Source organism: Pantoea sp. BAV 3049 (assembly GCF_009765445.1).
Lineage (GTDB): Bacteria > Pseudomonadota > Gammaproteobacteria > Enterobacterales > Enterobacteriaceae > Erwinia.
Genome location: NZ_WHOY01000031.1, coordinates 5011226 through 5029220, shown reverse-complemented (window position 1 = coordinate 5029220; position 17995 = coordinate 5011226). Strand labels below are relative to the sequence as shown.

Below are 17995 nucleotides of genomic sequence, written 5' to 3'. Positions count from 1 at the left end.
TCAGACGCCTTGTTGTAGACGCTGTCGGTCTCACCGCCCACGCCACAGCCCTGACGGGACGCGGCCCAGTCAGAGAACACGTTGTGCGACGTACCGAGGTCCTGACATATCTGGGCGCTGGCGGCCTGGGTTTTCGGCCACAGACCGCCCACAATCGACTGCGCCGCCTGGCAGGTGGAGATATTCATGTTGTTGGTGTCGCTGGCCAGCTTCTGCAGGTAGTCCTTCACCGCCTTGCACTGCGGGCAGATGGTTTCCAGTCCGAGGTCAAAGGCGTAGCCGGCCGCGTTGCTCAGGATCTGCTTGCCCATGATTTTAATCTGGTCACTGTTGATGAAGCTGAACGACCCCAGATAAGCATCAATGCCACCGCAGCCGGACTTGATGTCGGGCAGGGTGACGGAAATCAGCTGTATGTTACGCACCGGCATGCGGACAAACAGGTTGCCGCCGGTCAGATAGCCGGCGGACTGGCCCTGCCAGGCGGCCGCGCTGGTATAATTGCCACCGCCGCCCATCTCATCAAAGAACTTGTTGATATCAGACTGCACGCCCGCAACCGAGGCGGCAGAAACCAGCAGCAGGCTGACGCCTGCCGTGGCGTTCAGAACGGTGTTATTCATCACAGTACTCCCAGACGATCGGCCAGCGAAAATGATTCATCCAGCCGCTGCTTCAGCGCGTCACCACTCATCTCGCCCTGTGACAGCGGAATGGTGACCAGCGTCTGGGTGTTTACAATAAAATCGGTTGGTGTGGCCCGGGGCAGCTCGGCGAAAAAGTCTTTAAGCACGCTGTCATTCACCGGGGCCACTTTCGGGAACACCGCATCGCCCGCCCCGTCGAAGCTGTAAACAAAGACATTCAGCCCTGTTTCAGCGGCCACCGCCCTGAGTACCGGATTAAAGCGGTGACAGTACGGACAGTCTGAGCGCACGAAGTGGACTATCTGCCAGTGACGGATATCAAGGCTGCGTCCGTCCTGCAGGTGAAGCCATACCGGCCCGCTGGCAGGTTCTGCCGGAGCGCCCGTCGCCGCAGGCGGGCTGACCGGAGCAGGATCCGCACCTTTTCCCTGCTCCAGCCGGGCGATTTCATCAATCGTGCCGGCGGTCACCAGAACCGGAGCCAGCATCAGCAGTACAGCGAGTATTTTCCTTAACATGATTCAGTCCCCCGGTTTGAAATCGGTCACAACGTTGAGCATTCTGCGGGCCAGGTCATCCTGGGTGATAAAGCCATAGGCCAGCGGCTTGTATTTTTTCTTCAGCGGTTCGACGAGGAAAATGGCCGGGAAGTGATCAATCTTCATTCTGGTGGCCTGCCCTGTATCCTGGCGGCTGTCTGGCAGGTCCGGATTGACGCGGCCATCAACCGTGATGGCCACCACCGGCAGATCATACTGCTGGCTGAACTCCTTCACGATACTGCCAAGGCGGTTGTCCAGCGCCTCATTACCCCGGTAGAAAAAGAACACGCCGTAGTGCTGATTGACGTAACGGATGGCCGCCTGCTGTTTCTGCCGCTGCTGCGCATACTGAATGTTGGCGGTGCCGTTATAAAAGGAGTGCTGCAGGTTGTAGTCCAGCTCGGGATTTTCCAGCAGCACCCGTTCCCAGTTTGCGGCGAACCGGCTGGCCTGGTTCACCATCCAGTCCTGAACAATTTTGTAGCGCCGGATGTTTTCAGGCGTCGGGCTGAGCATCGCCTCATTCATCACGTTGTCGCGAAACGCCTGCAGGCGCTTCATCTGCGAGGTCGGGCTTTCCGGCTCCGGTGATACCGGAGACTGCGCCGGAACCTCTTTCGTTACCGGCTGGTTGTACCAGTACCAGCCCACCGCCGGATCGTAGTGGTAGCCATCCGGCTTCTGCTCCTCTGCGTGGAGGGGAAGTACTGACAGCATCAGCATCAGACACAAAGACTTTCTCATCACAGTCATCCTCCATTCGCATTCAGGTTACTGTTTATGCTCTCCTTAATGCGCTCTGTCAGCGCATCCTGGTCCGGCAGCGCCACCTGGCTGTTCAGGTCGTCGTAGAAGTCAGAAAAATCGATAGCATCGAACTTAATGCCCTGCAGCTCTGCGATTTTTATCCCCCGGCAGTCCGGACTTTTACCCGAGCCAAAACTGACCCCCAGCTGGTCATGGCGGCCCTGCTCCTGAACAATACGGGCCAGCTTGCTGTCAAACACGCAGTAGCCTTCTTTCTTCTGCAGGCAGACGCCCAGCACCTTCGTCGAACAGTATGAACCGACCTTCACGACCAGCTTTTTCTCTTTCGCGGTGCCTATTTCCTTTTCTTCCGTGTTGCATTTTGCCAGCCCGACGTCCTGCCCCCAGCCGCCGCTTTTGCAGCAGTTGCTGAATCCGGCAGCGCTCTGACGGCAGGACATTGCTTTGCCGGTGAACGCGGTGACGGTGTCCGGATCCATGCCGGCAAACTCTTTTCCGGCTGCGGCCAGCGCCGCCAGCTGGGAAACCGCTTCCCCAAAGTTCTGGTTCGTCCCCGCCTCCATTGCCGCGCAGCTGCCATCAGAGCAGTAAAACTCCGAGCCACACAGCCAGCCGGTGCTGGTTTCGGTATGCGCACACTGCCAGGTCAGCTTCTGAAACACGCAGTAGTCACCGATTTTCTGCGTGCAGGTGCGGGTGCCTTCGCTGCAGTTCGGATCGTCGATATAGGCCTGACAGGTATTGGTATCGTCCTCATTGACTATCCAGTTCTGCGTGTACTCCCAGCAGTCACTGTGCAGGGTATAGCTGATGCCATCCATCACCACCGTGCGGTCGCCACCGGGGTCGGTGCAGGTTTCGCTGAGTTTAACGGCGTCCCCCATATCTGCCGGGCAGCTGTCTGTCCAGGTGATATCCGGCACGTGGACCGTGACGTCGACCAGCATCTGCAGCGTCAGGATCATCATTAACCGTCCGTCACGCAGGCTGGCCGCCTGGGTGTCGTAGACCTGGCCGCTGTGCCCGCCGCTCACCTGCAGGGAAATGCTGGCGCTTTTGCCCTGACCGGCCGTGGCGCTGCGGTCGGTAATGGCGAATGCCGTATCCGGAGCGGGTGTCCGGATTGTCAGGCTTCCGCCCAGCAGGCTGATGGTAAACGGCACGCCGACATAGGTGGGTGCCTGACTGTAATAGAGCCGCAGAGAGGCCCCCGTGATGGTACCGGTATCCGGAAGGGTAAAATTGACGTTCAGCAGGCCGTTAACCACGCTGGCGTCCGTCAGATTGATTGAATAGGTCCGGGCCTGCTGCGTCACCGCCTCATGGTTTGTGATGGTCGCCTTGCGCGAACAGCTCTGCGTCAGGTTGCTGGCCATCTCGCAGTTATGGGTGGTGTAGGTTGTTTTATTCACCTCCTGCTCCACACACTGACCGTCCGTGCCGCCCGCGATGGTCTCGGCATTACCGCGCACATCATCGCTGTGCTTCATCATGTCGGAGTCATAACTGATACTGTCGGCCGGGTTATTGACGTAAGACTCCTGCACGGTCTGACCGAGCTCGGAGGTGCTGAGTTCTTTCTGCCCCGCCACATCAATGGAGGTATCAGTCTGTGTCCCCCCCTTGTAATACTCTTTCTGCGGCGCATCCGCGCTGTAGTTGTCAAAATAGCCGTTCGGATCGGCACTGATTGTACCGGCCGCCGCCTTTGCGGCATCAACGCCCTCTTTATTAGCGTCATCCATTGAGCCGGCCTGCACCGGAAAAGCGGCACAGGCAAGCAGGGCCGCCAGCAGGGCGGCACAGGGGGAGACTTTCATTGGTGGTGCTCCGGGAGAGGTTAAAACAAAGGCCCGGATAACCGGGCACAACCCTGGCGGGTGCTGAAGATCAGGAACAGCGGGAGAAGTGCTGACGAATCTCAGCGCCACAGACTCCATTACCGGCAGCGCTGCACTCTCCGGTTGTCACGCGGCGCAGTACGCTGCTGTATACCGTGTCATCAGCCATAATGTGCTGCAGCGCATCCCGGGAATACCCCGAACCACAGGCCTCACGGTGAACACGGTTAAGTTCACGAACGGTATCCGTCATCTGGCCGGAACCGACCTGATCCAGCGCAGCGATAAACCGCTCACCGCTGGCAGCATCATCAGCGCCTGCTGCATGCACACCGGTGCACACGGAAAAGGTGCAAAGCATCAGCGAAAGAAGAAATTTTTTCATTTTTACCTCATTATCAGGGTTGTGAGCCATCCGGCTGTTTCGCGCAGTCGCCCTGCGTATCCATCAGTTTCATGGCGTCGTTAAAGGAAAGGTTGCCGTAAAGAATGTCGAACGTATCCCCGCACTTTTTCACCAGCGCGGGAACCTGCTTCACGCCGTATTTCTCAAAGCGCACCGGGTCAATCGCAATGCCCTGAATGTGATACGTGGTGACCATGTGCATCATGTACTGCGCGGTCTGCTCCATGCTGTCGTTTACCAGCCCCCGGAAGTACACCGGGATATGGCGGCTTTCGGCAGCACCGATCAGGGTGGCGAGATCTTTTTCAGGAATAGAGGAAGACAGGAAATATGCCATCTCAGTTTGCGTGTTTCTTACCTGCCCCGGCCCCGACACATCCGATGCCTGAGCCGGATGGAAGGTGGACAGGACTGACAGGATCACAGCACCACACAGTTTCGTTTTTTCCATATCAGGTATCCGTAGTTTTTTCTGGAATTGGGCATTTCCTTACCGGCCTGCCACAGCATGACGTTGCGGCCAAAGGGATGGCAGGACGCCACATCCGGAATGGGATTCACCAGCTGATACCGGTAGCGGCTTTTCGGCATGATGGCGGTCGGATATTCGTAGCAAACGGCGGTATTGACGCCGACCGAGTCCAGGATAAGCCCCTCACGATGCAGCTTGAAATCCATTCGCTCGGAAAGCAGTGCCGCGCTGTTCAGCCCGCTCGACTCATTAACAATATTGCCCGTGAAGGGGTACATCGAGCCGTGCGAACCGGCACACCAGAACAGCGCATCAAGTGGCTTGCCTGCCAGCGAGGTCACCGCATCCGCTGCGCACGCCATCTGGGCAACGGGGTTGGCAAACAGCATCACCTCCGGATTGATGAACAGGGACAGGTTGTCATCCTTCCACATTGGATCCAGCTCTGAGAGATAGCCGATGTCGTACTCCCCGCCCTGCATGCACATTGTCGAGGTGATAATGTTCAGCCAGCTGATCAGCGGATACTTGTACCAGTGCACGTGATAGAACGTGCCAGGGTGCTCATTGGCCGTTTTGGTTCCCGTCCCCGTGCCGGTGTGCGGGATACTGATGGAGAAACCGCCCATATTCACCATGCAGCCAGGAGCCCGGGTAACGTCAGTCATGGCGAACGGCTCCCAGAAGCCGATGGCAATGCCTGGTCGTTCAAATATCGGCGGCGGCACGGGGCAGAACTGAATGGGTGATGACGGATTTTCCGTATCCGGCAGGCTGCCCTGCGAAACTTTGACGCTGCCAATGCTCATCGGAAACAGACAGTCCCAGCACACGTCGGTGATGGGATTCACCCATCGCCCGTCGCAGGTCGGGTCGGCCGCCCGGACGGGCAGGCTGAGACAACATGCCGCCAGCAGGAGGATAAGCGGCTTCATATCAGCCGCCTTTTTTGACGGCGGCCCGGGCTTTGTTCACCGCCGCCTGCAGCGCTGCCTGGCTGACCGCGCCGGGGATCACCGACACGTTATCCGCACTGGCACCCGTCACCGGCATCACCACAAATGCAGGCGTCCCCTGAATGCCCAGCAACTTCGCCAGTTCGCTGGTGCGTTCGAGCGCCACCGTCGCGCTGGCGGTATCAGGGGCAGTACGGATGCCGGCGCGCTTCACGGCAGCATCAATATCGGCTGCCGTCAGGTCACCCTCAATATGTCCGGAGGCATACAGCGCAGCATGATAACGGTGATACGCCTCTGTGCCGCCCTGCTTCCACACCGCCAGACCGGTCTGTGCGGCCGTTGTGGAAAGCGGCCAGCGGCTGCCAAAGATGGGCCACTCCTTCCAGATAAAGCGTACATCGGGATTGGCACCAATAACGGCCTCAACGGCGGGGGCCGTACGGGAGCAGTATACGCACTGGTAATCAAAGAACTGCACCACCGCCACGCTACCGACCGGATGCAGCACCGGCGAGTCCGGATCGTTCAGCAGGCGATCCTGCTGTTTCAGTACCGCCTGCACGGCCAGTGATGTCTGCTTCGCCTGAGCCTGCTGCTGCAGCTTCTGGCTCATTTCGACCAGCAACTCCGGATGCGCGCGCAGGTAACCGGCAGCAATTTTTCCGATTGCCTCCTGCTGGGCGGGGGTGAAGCTGCTTTCAGACGCAAACGACTGGCCTGCAAAACACAGGGCCAGCAGGGTGGTGAGTAACATTTTTTGCATGGTTTCTCCGCTTAACGGTCTGGCAGACCGTACTCAGTAATGCTGAAAAGTTTCTGTCCCGGCGCCTGCATTACCCGCGCCGGAACCTGTCTGATACCGAACTTACGGGTCAGCGTACCGGTCTGGTCAAAAAACATCTGTTCCCCCAGCGCAACGGCGCTGTCACGGACGTTGCCATTGACCAGAATGATTTTTCGGATAGCGGTGGCCGTCTGCTGCGCCTTCATCCAGGCCAGCTGACGTTCATCATCACCGTCAATGAAATACAGCGTTTCGTTAAACACCGGGATGATGTCAAAAGGGTTCACCTGCTGGCCCTTGCGCGCAAAGACCGCCCCTTTGTCGTCGGCAATATCCCGCGTCACGGTAAACGTCGGGTCAAAAAGCCGGGTGTGGGTATCCTGGCTGGTGATCAGTCCTTCAACGGGGGGCGGGCGCATCGCTCCGGCTTCCGCCTGCTTTTGCATCTCCTGTTGCAGCGCCTGCGGTGACTGCCCGGCAAAGTGCTGCTGCAGGTTGTTTTTCATCACGGCGATCAGGTCGTGTTCACGGATATCCCACGTATCGCCCCAGGTGCCGAGACTGGCGGCGCTGCCCGGTAATGCGATGGCCAGAAGCAGCATGCCGGTCATCATCTTTTTCATCGGGCCTCCTTTGCGGCTGCCTGCGGGCGTTTCAGTCGCTGACACGCTGATTTCGCCTGCTCAGTGGCGGTCATGCAGGCGACGATGGTGGTCACCGGCACATCCGGGCGGCGGCACAGGCGGCGGTATTTCACCATCAGTGCCCGCCAGCGGATGTGGGCCTCCCGCCACGCCAGAAATTCAGGGTTGAGTGTGTTGTTCATCCCGGCTCCTCCTGTTGATTCCGGTGATCGGACAGATTTACTGCGCGTCAGTCGCTGGTGAGTCCTGCCCCTGCATGGCCGTGGCCAGACGCGACCGGATATCCGGCGTCACGTCCGGTACGCCGCTGACGGCGGCCGCGCTGACCAGGATGCTGACGTGATGTTGCTGTGCATACTCACGGGTGACGACCGTCATGTTTTGGTCAAAACGCCGGAGCAGCTGACGTCGCCGGGTATCATCCAGCTCAAGCTTTGCACTCTGGCGGATAAAGGCGTTCACCGTTCCCTTCATGTCGAAAGTGACCAGCACAGGGGGGCGCAGCAGCCAGTACCATGCGGCCCAGGCGCACGCCAGCGAAACAACAGCGGAGACAAGCGCAATGACTATCGGGTTTGACGTTTTCACAGAGGCATTCTCCGCAGTGTGTTGAGGATCTCCCGCTTGTGCGGGTCGTGTTCAGCCATTTCAAAGATGATGTCTTTGATATCGGCGCCCTCCTTAAGACGGCGCTCGCGGTAGGTAAAGTCTTCGCCTTTGGAAGAAAACAGTCCGTCACTGAGCGGATCAAGCAGCAGGCGGTGGAAGCTGGAGTACTGCCCCACGCTGACCAGAAAGGCGCTGTAGAGCGCTTTCTTCGCCTCCGGAAACTTACGGATCATGGCCCATTCCAGCTCACTGAATGCCTGGGGTTCTTCCCTTTCGAAGTCGTTAAAGCTCTTCGCATCCTGCATGCAGGTGAACTTGAAGGAGGAATTGGAATAGGCGGCCAGCGCCGCAGTGGAGAGGTTTTTGTCGCGGATTCCCTGCGTCACCGTGCCGTAGGAGCCATTGTGGCGGCGGACGGTACGGTAGCCCTCCTCAATAAAGTCCTTAATTTTTTCACTTGAACCCCCGAGCAGCTTCCAGCCCTCGTCAATGATGTTCAGCTTCTGCTGAGAACGGGAGGTGCCGTACATCATGTTCTCGTTCCAGATCATGATGGTGAACAGAATGGCGGCCAGCAGGTCGCGCTGTTTACGCATCGCGCCAAGTTCGGTCACCACAAACTGCAGGTCAGGCCGCAGGGTTGGCTCAGATGAATTGAAAAACTCACCGTACACCCCTTTCGTGGAGAACTTGGCCAGCAAAGTGGTGATTTCCTCAATGCGTCCCCCAATCTGCGCAGAGTGCTGGCGCGTGACGTCAGACTGGCGCTTTTTCAGGTAATCAATGACGTGGTCAATGCGCATATCCTGCTGATACTTTGGCCAGGACTCGGTGATGGACTCCAGGATCAGCGACTCATGCACCTCATCCAGCAGGCCGTTCGGGCTGGCAAGAATACACAGCTGATCGCGGATGCGCTCGGCCGCCAGGGTGATGTTGGTTACGTTAGCAAACGGGTTAAAGCGCAGCGTTTCACCGTTGATGTAGGTGCCATTCATGCTGGAGCAGAACGCCTTGTAGCTGTCACCGATGTCCTGTATGGAAACCAGCCCTCCCCGGTCAAGCACAGAGCGGGCAATGGACTGTGACAGCACCGACTTACCGGCCCCGGAGGTGCCTGACATAAACCAGTTAAAATTGGTGTTAGGCAGCGTCGGGTCAAAAACATCGATGAAGGCTATCTGGTTGCGGAAGCTCGGAATAAGAATGCCGGAGGTACACAGTTTGTTATCACCGATAACCGGAAGCAGGTTGGCCGCCTGAAACGTCTCTGCACGCTGAATGGCGCCGGTTTTTTTACAGTCTCCCCACAGCTTCCTGTTCGCCAGTGAAAAGGGGAGCGTGGCCAGCAGGTTACGCATCTGCATAAAGTCGGCGCGAACGAAGCGCACCCCCTGTCCGGCAAAGCTGTTACGGGTCGCTTCCGTGTAGCGCGAGGTGAGATCGTCATCATCCGGGCAAAACAGGGTAATGCCGCAGAAATAGCTGGTGATCGACGTCTGATTGGCCAGCAGACGGGTACGCGCGTCTTTCCACTCCGCGTGCTGACGGACGGTGGAGGGGATAAACTTGGCATAACTGGTGTTGACGCGGGAGTCGAGCGCGATAAAGCGGCTGTTCGCCTCCCCCTGGCTTTTCATCTGATCTTCGGTATTGAGGATCATGGTAAAGATAAACGGACAGGGTATACCTTTGGTCGGGGACATCAGGTCAGCGATAAGGTTGCCGTTCTGCCAGAGATAGTGCTCCTCGGGATTACGATCGAGGTTAAGGTTCACCATGCGGGTGCTGAAGGGTTTTTCCTGCAGGTCCGTACCTTCGATGCGGATATGTGACGGCTTGACCCGCCATGAGGTGGAGCGGTCAACGATCTGCGTGTTCAGGTCAGCCCCCGGATCGTAGTCAACGCCATACCCCGCAAGACGTTCGGTATCGTGATTAATGAACTCCCGCAGCACGCCGTTAAACTCATTCACGCCAATGGCGCGGGTCCAGATATCAGCAGAAACCAGCGCGTTCAGCAGATTGCGGCGGATATCGCGAACGCGAATAAGGGCAGTTTCGTTCACATTTTTTACCGGTTGGGACCAGATAAAGAACAGACGATAGTCGCGCAGCGTCAGCGGGTGCCCCATGCCATTGCTGAAGGTATGCCGCGCCCCGTTAAGATAAAAACGGGTGGTCAGATCGTTACACTCCTCAGCGCGATGCCCTTTCCAGGCAAAATCCTTCAGGCCGTATTCCACCTGATCCTTCACCGCCCTGCTGGATACCAGCATGGCCTGCAGCGGCGTTCCGCGCGGGACGGTGTCCCGGAGCAGAGTCTCCAGGCTTTCAGCCAGCTGTTCGTTAGCGCCGATAAGAGGCTGTGATTCAAGCACAAAGCCCAGCGAGTCGCGGTTTATCCAGATCTGGCTGTCACTGTCATAGTCTGAAAACGGCAGCAGGTCACGGATATGGGGATAGTCCATCTGCTGCAGCTTCTCCCGCGTTTCTGCGGTGGTGTCACGCTCGCCCAGGATATCCGTGACGGTATCCACCACGCTGAGCGGGTCAAACCGGAAGCCTTTAAGAAATTTCATTTTTCACTCTCCGTACCTGTCGCTGTATCTACCTCTCCCTTTCCTGCCTGGCGACGCAGGGCACTGTACAGATAGTCACACTCAGCCTGTTTATTTGACCGGAAGGGTTTATGCGATAACCACTGCGCGTTACCCGGCCAGCCGACAATGTTCACAATGCGTCGCCCTTCTGCGTAAAGCAGCCCCCATCCTTCAGGCAGGTCGCAGGGACGGATAATGTCCGGCTCACAGAGATAAAACCGCCAGTCCCCCATTCCCTCAGAGGGCATATCACGGAATTTTTTATTTCGGTCAGCCAGAAAATCAGAGCGGGAGCATTTCACTTCAATCAGGCAGGATGCACCGTTACGAAAGCCAATAGCGTCAGGCTGCTCACCACTGCTGGTCCAGGCACGAAAACGATCGTGGAAAGCCACGCAGAAGCCGTGACGCTTCAGATAACGGACAGCCTTTGCGCACAACAAATCATGTTGCCGGGCGGGGACAGCAGTGATGACAGGCTGCTGTACCGCTTTGTTCCTGCGGATAAATGCCATTGTCCCGGCCTCACATCACGATACCGTTCCAGTCCGACGGACCGGAAACGGTGTAAATGACTTCGCCCATATGGGCGTTGTTGTCCGGAGAGACGTAGGGGGCTATCCAGATGCGCTCCACGCCGTCAGGCTTACGAAATGCCGATGCGGGTTCGGGCCAGCAGTGCAGGGCATTACAGGTTGCCGTCCTGTCGATGCTGGCATAACGACGATCGTTCACTTGTGTGAAGGGACGCACGCCTGAAGATGCAGTACCGGGCGCGATACGGCTGTCATCCACGAGGCCGGGCAACGTTTCCACATCAGGCTGCACGTCCAGGCGGATATCGCCGGTATCCATCAGCCGGTACTGGTCCAGGCTGATCCCGCCGCTGGCAGGCGCGCTACGGACAGCCGTGGCGGACATGTCATCCGCCTGCGACATCCAGATACCGGAGTCTTTCGCCGGCTTATCGAATTCAAACTCGCTGTTAACGCCTGCGCACCCGGACAGCACACTGGCCATCGTGCAGAGGATAAGAAGTCTTTTCATGGTGTACTCCAGATTCAGAGAGAGGAGGCAGTGATGTCTGTAATATCAGTGATATCGATATACAGTGCGCTGTCGTCTTCACGCTCACCGAGGAGCTTCAGCACCTCCAGTGCCAGCGCATCATTCGGGGAGACGCTCAGCAGGCGGTGCAGGACCCGACTGAGCAGCCCCGGGTAAACCTGATCGGGTATACGTCCCGGACTGCACCATATTTTTTTGATGCCGTAGCCCTGCGAACGCCAGCGAACGATGTCGCGGTCTGCTTCGCGGCCGAAAAACACCATGTGGTGATCGGTGAAGACAAGCCAGCCGCAGTGCTTCGCGTGAGAATGAACGGCAGCAGAAGCCGAAACCGCACTGTCCCGTACCCCGCTATCACTCATTGTGCCCCCTGCTGCGGTACCGGCCGTCCGGGCGTGACAAAGTCATCCAGACGCAGGCTCTGCGCATCACCGAGCTTACCAACCAGCTCAGGGGGAAGACCGCTGTTACCCCGCGCCTGCGTGGTGGTGTCTGCCACCTGCGCCGGGGCTTTTTTTGCAGCCTCAGCGGCCGCTTTGTCTTCAATGAATTCAGCCTTAAAGCCTTCAATAAAGACCACTTCCACCCGGTTTGCCGCCCCAATGGGGATGATGGGGTGATACTGCTCGGCGCGTTCGATGTAGTAATCAGCCAGCTTGTCGGCCGCCTTACTCACGCCACCGCCGATGGCACCGCGTGCTACTTCACCACCGCTGATATTTGCCGTCGCACCGATGCCAACGGCAGTCTGACCGACCTGAGAAACCGAGTTACCCAGACCACCCAGCGCACCGGCCGTAAAAGCCAGTCCGAGGATTTTTCCGTTACGCATCACCGGTACGCCCTTGATGCCATTTTTGCCGTAGAAAGCCACGTGTCCCTTCACGGCCTGATCAATATGTTTCCCGCCAATAATGCAGGAGAGGCGCTGAAGCTGGACAATGGCGCGTTCACTGGAGATATCGCCATAGGCAGCGGCGGTGACGAAACAGTTATCCAGATGCCCGAAACGCTGGTTACCGGGCAGATGAGCCTCCCCTTTCAGCTTGAACTGCATGGGCACCAGGTTATTCTCGCCCCGCACGGAGGCATTGGCATCGGCCCCTTCAATAACGATGGCATCCGAGAACGTACCGGTCGGGATCCAGAAAGAGGTGTCAGCGGGCGGCTTTTTCCAGCGGTCAGTGTCAAGCAGCGCATTGTCTATCTGCCCCCGGACAACGGGGGGTGGACCCACCCGGTATTCAGTACGCGTCCCGGAGGCACCGGTGCCCGATGGGGTGGCCGGTCCCGCTGCCGGGGCAGGCTGTTTGTCCAGCTTCTCCTGCAGGGTGTTTACCAGCCTTGTGAGTGCCTCGTTGCTGCTGGCCATCTGCTTCATCTGCGCTTCCAGGCCGGAGAACTGCTTCTTCACGTCCGCCAGTCCCTCCTTTGCCTGCTTCTCACGCATCTGTGCATCCAGCAGTACCGAGTTCTGCCCGGCACCGTCGAAGGTGTTAACCACCAGTCCGCCGGTGAGATCCGGTTCAGGTGGCGTTCCCTCACCGGCAGAGGGCGCTTCAGGCGCGCCGGCGCGGTGGTTAAGCAGATAAAGCGCCCCCACAACGATGGCGAGAATGCCGGCAATAATCGCCAGCAGGCGGCGCTGTTTCCCCTGTATCAGGCGGTTAATGTTCATCACGCCCCCCTTTCGTGCGGTACAGCACGATGACGGAGACGCTGCGGCCCGGCTCCAGCACGTCCAGCCTGGGATGGAATGACACCGCCATCACGCCGGGACTCCAGAAATAACGTTCACTGAGCTTCAGACGCTGTCTGCTGATGCTGGTGACGTCTGTCCGTACGATGCGAAGACGATCGCCCTGCCAGGCCGTCACCGGCCGGAGCGAAAAGACGCGCAGCACGCTGTCACTGACCGGCATGGACATGTTCTTCGTGTACACATAACCGGCAGGCATGCGGTTGGTTACAAAGCGGTTCACCAGACCGCTGATCAGGCCGCTGTAACCGGAGTGTGACTGCTCCCACTTCCCGGCCTCCGCCGTTCCCCTGACCGCCGGATTATCGACGGTCAGCGTCAGGCCCGGGCGCTTACCCGGCGTGGCCTGAGCAGAGAAGCTGTAGCCGGAAGCGGTCTGTACAAACAGGGTGAAGGGTTTTTCCGAGACGGTGGAGAACACCACGCCGCCATCAGGCGTCGGGGTTCTGGCCGTCAGCACCCCCTGCGTTGCCTGTACGGCGACGATTTGATCGTCACTGACGCGGATGGCGTTGGGGTCGGTATTACTGACCGCCAGTAGCACCCGGGCACCGGGGTTAAGCGTCATCTGCTGTGCAGAAACGGACGTCGTGGATAAAATCAACAGAAAGCAGGCTGGCAGGTATTTACTGCTGTGCATCAGGAACCTCCAGAAAGGCGCTCCAGCAGAGCCGGTCATTACGGGTATCTGTCCGGATGCGGTAATGTTTGTTCACCGGGCTGGCGGTGTGCATGCCGTAACTCAGTGACAGCTGGCCGGTAATATCGACCACGCCGGTATCAGTCCTTACCTGGAAATCTTTCGGGTAAAACACCGATCCACCGTCGTTGGTGGACACACGGGCGTTTTCTTCAGCCAGCACTGGCTTCATTGTTTTCTCAACACCATCACAGGCGTCAGCCAGTAACGTTTTATGACTGTCTGACGCATTGTCGCTGTTGATGTTGAGACGCAGGGCAAGCCAGCTCAGCGCCATCAGTCGCAGGTAGCGGGCATCGCCACGTTTGCCGGTGAAACTGAAGGGGGTATCAGCGCCAAATGGCATAACGATAGTCAGCCGGTTATTAAGGAGTTGTGCCGTCAGCGCCCGGTTATCGCTGTACATGCGCCAGCACAGGCCAAGGGAAAGAATGATCATGACCAGCAGCACCAGAATGGTGATGGCCAGATTGCGGTTACCCGCACTGCGGAGTTTGTATTCCATAAGATCTCGGGGTCAGGAAACCCAGTGCCGCTTGAAACTCTCAGGCAGTACGTTAATAAAAAAACGCATGGCAGAAGTGGGCAGGCACCAGTAGGCCAGATTGAGGAGGTACTGAGAACCGCGGCCTTTCTTTAGATGACGAATTCCGACAACGGCAATAAGAAGCGTGGGACCGAATATCCACATGTTCACGAATATCGCCAGCAGACTGAGGGGTACATAAATACAGAACTCGTCTGGTGGCAGTCCCACGAAGCGCCTCTGTTCGGAAAACGTAGCCGGGTACTGATAGCGGTTACGCTTTTCCATCAGGCACCTTACTTAAGATGGTATGATGCTGAAGGCAATATTGATGAACACCATAACCGCTGCAACGCCACCAAACATAATCAGGTTTTTAGTCTTGATATAGGTGAACACCGCCATCAGGATCTCCAACAAATAAAGTATCCACACGATGGTACTTCCACTTCCGAACGTATCGTTAATCGTGGTTTTCCCGCCCTTGAAAAGGTCTTCTGCCTGCGCCTGCAGCACAGGACTACTCATCAGAGCGACTGAGGCAACCAGCGCACCTCCTTTCGCTTTCTCCCACGCTACCGCCCCTGCCCTGCGACAGTTTTGCAGAAACAACAAAGTCTTACCTTTCATATTCGTTTTCCTCAGAAAGGGTTATAGTTAACATCATGTCGTTGTTTACATCTGGTTTACTCTCTTGCGCATCATGAAAAAATTGCCGTAATCACCTCCCTTCCGTTATCAAATAATCAGAGAAAGCCTTATCTGTTTCTTTACGAAACTGAAGGAAAATTACGCTCCATAATTACGCGGTTCAATTTGATTAATTGATCTTATCGATCGATAATTTTGATCTTTGAAGCATGGTTACAATAAAGAATATTTAATATATTGATAAATAAGGTTTATTAATGTTAAAGCAGGCTGATTTATTTGTGCATACGGCAGGAGAGGTACGAATAACAGCACCTTTTTTTCGGGGAAAAGATGAGGAATGCTTATATTCAGTCCTCATGAACGTTCTCTATCATTACAGGCGCAACCCAGGATGGTTCAACACTGAAGCTGATGGCAGGGTCTGGTATGTCTGTAAGGTTGTCACGCTGCCGTTTCTGTACTTCATGAAGAGCAGAACGGGTGACGTGATGGCTGAAGAATACTTCCGCCGCTCGATGAAGCACATTGACCTTTCGTCCGGCGCTGTCGATCCGGATGTGTATATCGGCGTCAGAAAGGATTTCTTCACTCCGCTGATGCCGATCGCCCACGATGAATCTGAATCTGCCAGGCTGGCATTCTCGCTGAATAATGGGGAAATCATCCCGCCTTCCGGCAGAAAAAAAGTACAGGTCAGCAGTATCAGCTTCCGGGCCGTTTCCTCTGGTGGCCGTAAAAAGAAAGTGGACGATTACGCGCTGATGCAGAAATTCCATGAAGGGAAAAGCGTACGGGAAATAATGCAGGAACTGCGCTGCTCGGAATCGTATGTTTACCAGACCATTAAGCGTATAAAAGGCATTTCAGCAATGGAACTGCGCTATCAGCGATGGAAAATGATTTCAGACCTGTATTTTGCAAAACCCAGGAAGACGGTTAAGGAAATAGAGTCCATCTGTCAGGCCAGCCGGTGGCAGATTTATAATGCCGTAAAAAATATGGCAGAGAAAGAAGCGATCGTGCTGAGTGAAAAACGCCGCGATCTCAGGCTCAGCGATGAAGACATTCAGTCAATTCGCCAGAGTCTGGATAAGGGGGTCACAAGAAAAAACATCTGCCGGGCCTATAACATCACACCCAAAACGCTTGTTAAGTATATTGGCCCTGACGAAAATTACAGGCTTATACCCGAAGAGAATAAAGAAAAAGTCGTGCGCCTGCGGGTCCAGGGAAAGACGCTGGCAGAGACGGCCGAAATTCTTGGTGTCAATCTGCATTACGTTAAACGGATCTGGAAGGAACATCGCGACAGCCATGACGTTATTGCGAAAAGAGTAAAATATGATAACCGCAACCCTCTAACCAAGCGCGATCGCGATCAGGCCGTTAATGCCGTACTCATCGACGGCATTACCAGAAAAAAGGTTTGTGAACAGTACGGCATTAATGCCCTGACGCTGAGGCGCTATATCCGGGCAGAAAAACAGCGTCAGCTTCAGGAGATCAGGGATAAAGAAGAAGGAGCGTCAGACAGTAATAAGCGTTAGATGTCATACACCTGCCTGAAAGTTTACCCGTAAGACACAAGAACAGGCTGGCGGAGAGAACAGTAAAAACCTGTTCTCTCCTGACTGAAATACACGGTTTATTTGAAATAATTTTTCAGTTTCCCGGCAACCCGCTCCTGTACTGCTTTAGGCCATTCAGGATCAAGCAGTTGCTCATTTTTTATGATTTTTGATGGATCGGAAGTTTCTTTCAGGATACCGAAAATCCCCTCCGTAATAAATGCGCTGGTAATGACGTTATGAGCAATCAGTTCCAGTTTTTGATCCAGGGTCATCTGATCGGCATCCTTGTTAATTTTATTTTCATAAACGCGAAGGCCCAGCTTGAACATTTCCAGAACAAACGCGGAACGGTTTGCTGTTTCACGTGACTCGCCGTCCTCAAGTTTTTTTTCAATATGAAAATCAACCTTCTCAAGCAATGAAAAGGGTACGGTAAGATTTACTCTGTTTCTGCGTTGTGTATCGTCATTTTTCATATCATACTCGTTTTTAGCATTCCCGGCTGTGTTGCAACAGGACCGGGATATCCGGTTCAGAGAGCAGAAGATATAGCATGGCGTTACCACAGTAAAGCCGTAAAGGAACCGTGAGGAACCAGCATAGTAACCATGCAGTAACCATAAAGGACCCACAATGACACCATGCTAACTCCATGTGGTTCCTTATCTGTATAAGTCATTGTTTTTAAATAAAACACAATGACAGCACCTTAAAGTAACCATATGGTCACCACAAAACCACCGCACGGTGACCTTGATATTGGCTAAATTTTCCACAAAATCAAATTATTACACTGAATTTAAAAGAAAAAACCTGCAAAATTAATTTTGCGAGTGGTGTGTTGTTTTATGGTCTTAAGGTTATATTCAGGGTATAATCATATCTCGTCCATTTAATTACCGAGGCCGTTATGCGGATATTTTTCTGTGTCGCCGCCCTGCTGGCTTCAGGCATATTTTCGGCAATTTCCCGTGCAGACTGTTTTGATAAAGCAGGAGACTGGTATCAAATCGATCCGGATTATCTTCGCGCCATCGCATGGCAGGAATCCCGTTACAATCCACGAGCGACAAACAGTAATCGTGACCAAAACGGTAAAATCACCAGCACTGACTATGGCATCATGCAGATTAACAGCGCGACCATCAACGGATTTCGACGAGAATACCCTTCACTGACCGCTCAAAAACTACTGGACGATCCGTGTCTGAACATTTTTGTGGGTGCGATGGTCCTTCGCCGCAATATGAACCAGTACGGCACATCGTGGCTTGCAGTAGGGATGTATAACGCAGGAGTAAAAAACAGAACGGAAACCATTCAGAACAGATACAAATATGCCATGCTGATAGATGGTCATTATAAAAACATTAAGACCGGAAAAATCTTGAGACCGAAGATTGACGAATGAGGAAATAACTTTATTCCATCTTTAATTTATA

At 55.4% G+C, this 17995-nt stretch carries 23 protein-coding genes; 2 read left to right on the top strand and 21 right to left on the bottom strand.

Annotated elements, in window-relative coordinates:
- The 20 genes from GSQ70_RS24940 to GSQ70_RS24845 form a co-directional block, all read right to left on the bottom strand.
- Positions 1 to 623 (bottom strand): conjugal transfer protein TraH (locus GSQ70_RS24940; protein WP_199257308.1); only part of this gene is annotated, 623 nt, incomplete at its 3' end.
- Positions 623 to 1165 carry a conjugal transfer protein TraF gene (gene traF, locus GSQ70_RS24935; RefSeq protein ID WP_158785034.1) on the bottom strand — a complete coding sequence of 181 codons (543 nt, stop codon included), beginning with the start codon at positions 1163 to 1165 and terminating at the stop codon, positions 623 to 625. The genes GSQ70_RS24940 and traF (GSQ70_RS24935), both read right to left, overlap by 1 nt.
- Before the next feature lie 3 nt (positions 1166 to 1168).
- Entirely contained in the window at positions 1169 to 1933 is a 765-nt protein-coding gene (gene traF, locus GSQ70_RS24930) for a type-F conjugative transfer system pilin assembly protein TraF (protein ID WP_158785033.1), read from the bottom strand.
- Between the two features lie 5 nt (positions 1934 to 1938).
- Positions 1939 to 3777: a type-F conjugative transfer system mating-pair stabilization protein TraN gene (gene traN / locus GSQ70_RS24925; RefSeq protein ID WP_158785032.1), complete on the bottom strand. Its 1839-nt coding sequence runs from the start codon at positions 3775 to 3777 to the stop codon at positions 1939 to 1941.
- A 70-nt stretch (positions 3778 to 3847) separates the two neighbouring features.
- Positions 3848 to 4183, bottom strand: a complete 336-nt coding sequence (locus tag GSQ70_RS24920) for a hypothetical protein (protein WP_158785031.1) — start codon at positions 4181 to 4183, stop codon at positions 3848 to 3850.
- A gap of 13 nt (positions 4184 to 4196) precedes the next feature.
- Complete coding sequence (trbC, locus tag GSQ70_RS24915; RefSeq protein WP_158785030.1) at positions 4197 to 4655, bottom strand: type-F conjugative transfer system pilin assembly protein TrbC; 459 nt, start codon at positions 4653 to 4655, stop codon at positions 4197 to 4199.
- Complete coding sequence (gene traU, locus GSQ70_RS24910) at positions 4625 to 5611, bottom strand: conjugal transfer pilus assembly protein TraU (protein ID WP_158785029.1); 987 nt, start codon at positions 5609 to 5611, stop codon at positions 4625 to 4627. The genes trbC and traU overlap by 31 nt, the downstream gene beginning before the upstream one ends.
- A gap of 1 nt (position 5612) precedes the next feature.
- Positions 5613 to 6398, bottom strand: a complete 786-nt coding sequence (locus GSQ70_RS24905; RefSeq protein WP_158785028.1) for a DsbA family protein — start codon at positions 6396 to 6398, stop codon at positions 5613 to 5615.
- A gap of 11 nt (positions 6399 to 6409) precedes the next feature.
- Positions 6410 to 7042 (bottom strand): type-F conjugative transfer system protein TraW, encoded by a 633-nt coding sequence (traW, locus tag GSQ70_RS24900; RefSeq protein ID WP_158785027.1) that lies wholly within the window; start codon positions 7040 to 7042, stop codon positions 6410 to 6412.
- Complete coding sequence (locus GSQ70_RS24895; protein ID WP_158785026.1) at positions 7039 to 7245, bottom strand: hypothetical protein; 207 nt, start codon at positions 7243 to 7245, stop codon at positions 7039 to 7041. Before GSQ70_RS24895 ends, traW begins: the two co-directional genes overlap by 4 nt.
- A 37-nt stretch (positions 7246 to 7282) precedes the next feature.
- On the bottom strand, positions 7283 to 7651 hold the full coding sequence (locus GSQ70_RS24890; RefSeq protein WP_158785025.1) for a TrbI F-type domain-containing protein: 369 nt from the start codon (positions 7649 to 7651) through the stop codon (positions 7283 to 7285).
- Entirely contained in the window at positions 7648 to 10254 is a 2607-nt protein-coding gene (gene traC, locus GSQ70_RS24885; protein WP_158785024.1) for a type IV secretion system protein TraC, read from the bottom strand. The genes GSQ70_RS24890 and traC overlap by 4 nt, the downstream gene beginning before the upstream one ends.
- Positions 10251 to 10790, bottom strand: a complete 540-nt coding sequence (locus tag GSQ70_RS24880; protein WP_233268489.1) for a hypothetical protein — start codon at positions 10788 to 10790, stop codon at positions 10251 to 10253. The genes traC and GSQ70_RS24880 overlap by 4 nt, the downstream gene beginning before the upstream one ends.
- Positions 10791 to 10800: 10 nt before the next feature.
- Positions 10801 to 11322 carry a TraV family lipoprotein gene (locus tag GSQ70_RS24875; protein ID WP_158785023.1) on the bottom strand — a complete coding sequence of 174 codons (522 nt, stop codon included), beginning with the start codon at positions 11320 to 11322 and terminating at the stop codon, positions 10801 to 10803.
- Between the two features lie 14 nt (positions 11323 to 11336).
- Complete coding sequence (locus tag GSQ70_RS24870) at positions 11337 to 11705, bottom strand: hypothetical protein (protein ID WP_158785022.1); 369 nt, start codon at positions 11703 to 11705, stop codon at positions 11337 to 11339.
- Positions 11702 to 13021, bottom strand: a complete 1320-nt coding sequence (locus tag GSQ70_RS24865) for a TrbI/VirB10 family protein (RefSeq protein ID WP_158785021.1) — start codon at positions 13019 to 13021, stop codon at positions 11702 to 11704. The genes GSQ70_RS24870 and GSQ70_RS24865 overlap by 4 nt, the downstream gene beginning before the upstream one ends.
- The gene (locus GSQ70_RS24860) at positions 13011 to 13742 is read right to left on the bottom strand and encodes a type-F conjugative transfer system secretin TraK (protein ID WP_158785020.1); all 732 of its coding nucleotides are present in this window, start codon (positions 13740 to 13742) and stop codon (positions 13011 to 13013) included. Before GSQ70_RS24860 ends, GSQ70_RS24865 begins: the two co-directional genes overlap by 11 nt.
- Entirely contained in the window at positions 13729 to 14307 is a 579-nt protein-coding gene (locus tag GSQ70_RS24855; RefSeq protein ID WP_158785019.1) for a TraE/TraK family type IV conjugative transfer system protein, read from the bottom strand. Before GSQ70_RS24855 ends, GSQ70_RS24860 begins: the two co-directional genes overlap by 14 nt.
- 12 nt (positions 14308 to 14319) lie before the next feature.
- On the bottom strand, positions 14320 to 14616 hold the full coding sequence (gene traL, locus GSQ70_RS24850) for a type IV conjugative transfer system protein TraL (protein WP_158785018.1): 297 nt from the start codon (positions 14614 to 14616) through the stop codon (positions 14320 to 14322).
- A 12-nt stretch (positions 14617 to 14628) separates the two neighbouring features.
- On the bottom strand, positions 14629 to 14958 hold the full coding sequence (locus tag GSQ70_RS24845; RefSeq protein ID WP_158785017.1) for a type IV conjugative transfer system pilin TraA: 330 nt from the start codon (positions 14956 to 14958) through the stop codon (positions 14629 to 14631).
- Between the two features lie 512 nt (positions 14959 to 15470).
- Between GSQ70_RS24845 and GSQ70_RS24840 the strand changes: the two genes are divergently transcribed.
- Positions 15471 to 16529: a helix-turn-helix domain-containing protein gene (locus GSQ70_RS24840; RefSeq protein ID WP_158785016.1), complete on the top strand. Its 1059-nt coding sequence runs from the start codon at positions 15471 to 15473 to the stop codon at positions 16527 to 16529.
- A 98-nt stretch (positions 16530 to 16627) separates the two neighbouring features.
- On the opposite strand, the gene GSQ70_RS24835 is transcribed toward GSQ70_RS24840, so the two are convergent.
- Positions 16628 to 17029 carry a hypothetical protein gene (locus GSQ70_RS24835; protein WP_158785015.1) on the bottom strand — a complete coding sequence of 134 codons (402 nt, stop codon included), beginning with the start codon at positions 17027 to 17029 and terminating at the stop codon, positions 16628 to 16630.
- Between the two features lie 434 nt (positions 17030 to 17463).
- Between GSQ70_RS24835 and GSQ70_RS24830 the strand changes: the two genes are divergently transcribed.
- Positions 17464 to 17964, top strand: coding sequence for a lytic transglycosylase domain-containing protein (locus GSQ70_RS24830; RefSeq protein WP_158785014.1), 501 nt, complete (start codon positions 17464 to 17466; stop codon positions 17962 to 17964).
- Positions 17965 to 17995: the final 31 nt, after the last annotated feature.

Coding starts and splice junctions, on each gene's coding strand:
- traU (WP_158785029.1), bottom strand. CDS start 5,611: ATGAAGCCGCTTATCCTCCTGCTGGCGGCATGTTGTCTCAGCCTGCCC.
- GSQ70_RS24895 (WP_158785026.1), bottom strand. CDS start 7,245: ATGAACAACACACTCAACCCTGAATTTCTGGCGTGGCGGGAGGCCCAC.
- GSQ70_RS24835 (WP_158785015.1), bottom strand. CDS start 17,029: ATGAAAAATGACGATACACAACGCAGAAACAGAGTAAATCTTACCGTA.
- GSQ70_RS24840 (WP_158785016.1), top strand. CDS start 15,471: ATGGCTGAAGAATACTTCCGCCGCTCGATGAAGCACATTGACCTTTCG.
- GSQ70_RS24875 (WP_158785023.1), bottom strand. CDS start 11,322: ATGAAAAGACTTCTTATCCTCTGCACGATGGCCAGTGTGCTGTCCGGG.
- GSQ70_RS24870 (WP_158785022.1), bottom strand. CDS start 11,705: ATGAGTGATAGCGGGGTACGGGACAGTGCGGTTTCGGCTTCTGCTGCC.
- GSQ70_RS24865 (WP_158785021.1), bottom strand. CDS start 13,021: ATGAACATTAACCGCCTGATACAGGGGAAACAGCGCCGCCTGCTGGCG.
- traF (WP_158785034.1), bottom strand. CDS start 1,165: ATGTTAAGGAAAATACTCGCTGTACTGCTGATGCTGGCTCCGGTTCTG.
- GSQ70_RS24830 (WP_158785014.1), top strand. CDS start 17,464: ATGCGGATATTTTTCTGTGTCGCCGCCCTGCTGGCTTCAGGCATATTT.
- trbC (WP_158785030.1), bottom strand. CDS start 4,655: ATGGAAAAAACGAAACTGTGTGGTGCTGTGATCCTGTCAGTCCTGTCC.
- traL (WP_158785018.1), bottom strand. CDS start 14,616: ATGGAAAAGCGTAACCGCTATCAGTACCCGGCTACGTTTTCCGAACAG.
- GSQ70_RS24905 (WP_158785028.1), bottom strand. CDS start 6,398: ATGCAAAAAATGTTACTCACCACCCTGCTGGCCCTGTGTTTTGCAGGC.
- traC (WP_158785024.1), bottom strand. CDS start 10,254: ATGAAATTTCTTAAAGGCTTCCGGTTTGACCCGCTCAGCGTGGTGGAT.
- traF (WP_158785033.1), bottom strand. CDS start 1,933: ATGAGAAAGTCTTTGTGTCTGATGCTGATGCTGTCAGTACTTCCCCTC.
- traN (WP_158785032.1), bottom strand. CDS start 3,777: ATGAAAGTCTCCCCCTGTGCCGCCCTGCTGGCGGCCCTGCTTGCCTGT.
- GSQ70_RS24845 (WP_158785017.1), bottom strand. CDS start 14,958: ATGAAAGGTAAGACTTTGTTGTTTCTGCAAAACTGTCGCAGGGCAGGG.
- traW (WP_158785027.1), bottom strand. CDS start 7,042: ATGAAAAAGATGATGACCGGCATGCTGCTTCTGGCCATCGCATTACCG.
- GSQ70_RS24855 (WP_158785019.1), bottom strand. CDS start 14,307: ATGGAATACAAACTCCGCAGTGCGGGTAACCGCAATCTGGCCATCACC.
- GSQ70_RS24920 (WP_158785031.1), bottom strand. CDS start 4,183: ATGAAAAAATTTCTTCTTTCGCTGATGCTTTGCACCTTTTCCGTGTGC.
- GSQ70_RS24880 (WP_233268489.1), bottom strand. CDS start 10,790: ATGGCATTTATCCGCAGGAACAAAGCGGTACAGCAGCCTGTCATCACT.
- GSQ70_RS24860 (WP_158785020.1), bottom strand. CDS start 13,742: ATGCACAGCAGTAAATACCTGCCAGCCTGCTTTCTGTTGATTTTATCC.